At 73.8% G+C, this 1,231-nt stretch carries 1 protein-coding gene and 1 pseudogene; both read right to left on the reverse strand.

The features are described 5' to 3' along the window. A pseudogene (locus tag AB0O00_RS40245) lies at positions 1 to 635 on the reverse strand (hypothetical protein); the annotation flags it as partial. A gap of 26 nt (positions 636 to 661) precedes the next feature. Further along, positions 662 to 1,231 (reverse strand): alpha-glucosidase C-terminal domain-containing protein (locus AB0O00_RS40250; protein WP_363659620.1); only part of this gene is annotated, 570 nt, incomplete at its 5' end.

Here is a 1,231-nt window from a genome sequence, read left to right on the forward strand (position 1 = left end):
ACGACGGCGTAGGTGACCGGTGCCCCGTCGAGCCGGCCCTCGATCGCGCCGTGCAGGGGCGCGGTGTAGCGCCCGGTGCCCGAGCGCAGGGCCCGCTGCAGTTCCAGGTCGGGGTTGACCCCGGGGTGCAGGCGGCGGAAGAACTTCACCAGGTAGCGGTCGTCGACCACGACGGAGCTGTTGCTCTGGTCGGCCCCCAGCGGGCGGCTGGTGCGCGGCGGGGCGGGCGGGGGCCAGGCGGTGCGGTCGGGGGAGGGCTCGCTGCTGAAGCCGAGCGGATGCACCGGGCGGCTCTTGGCGACCAGGTCCAGCAGGTCGCGCACGAGGTCGTGGTCGCCGGTCGCCTCGTACACCACCAGGTCGTCGAGGCCCGCGATGACGTAGGGCGCCACGGACTGGGGCGGGTGCGAGCGGATGCCGACGGGCACCTGGTAGTGCTCGCTGGCGCCGTCGTCGAAGTCGACCCGCACGACGAGGATGAGCCCGGTGGCCCCGTCGCGGCCCGCGGAGCGGCTGAACAGGGCGTCCTGGACCACGGACACCCGGGTGTGCGTGCGGTCCTTGCCGGCGTACCAGCGCTGGCGGGGCAGCCAGACGTCCAGGGCCCGGGACAGCCGGGCGGGCAGGTCGGGCACGGCGGCGGCGGTTGCCGGCGGGGCCGTCACCGCCGGCCGCCGGGGCAGACGCAGAACCAGTAGAAGCCGTGGCCCTTGAGGGCGAGCCGGTAGGGGCGCTCGGTGACCGGGGGGAAGGCGACCTGCCCGGTCACCTCCACCGGGGTGCGCCCGCGGTACCAGCCGAGTTCCAGTTCGACGGGCTGCGGGTGGCGGGAGAAGTTGTTGACGCAGACCATGGCCGACTCCCGGCCGCCTTGGCGGTGGGTGCGGCTGTAGGCGAGGACCGCGGGGTTGGAGGTGGCGATCTCGGTGAAGTCGCCGAGCCCGAAGGCGGGATGGCGGCGGCGGGCCTCGAGCATCCGTCTGGTCCAGTGCAGGAGCGAGGAGTCGTTGCCGAGCTGGCTCTCCACGTTGACCGCCTGGTAGCCGTAGACCGGGTCCATGACGGGCGGCAGGCTGAGTCTGCCCGGGTCGGCGCAGGAGAAGCCGGCGTTGCGGTCCGGGGTCCACTGCATCGGGGTGCGCACGCCGTCGCGGTCGCCGAGCCAGATGTTGTCGCCCATGCCGATCTCGTCCCCGTAGTAGAGCACCGGCGAGCCGGGCAGGGAGAGGAG

The sequence above is a fragment of the Kitasatospora sp. NPDC093558 genome, assembly GCF_040683475.1.
Lineage (GTDB): Bacteria > Actinomycetota > Actinomycetes > Streptomycetales > Streptomycetaceae > Kitasatospora.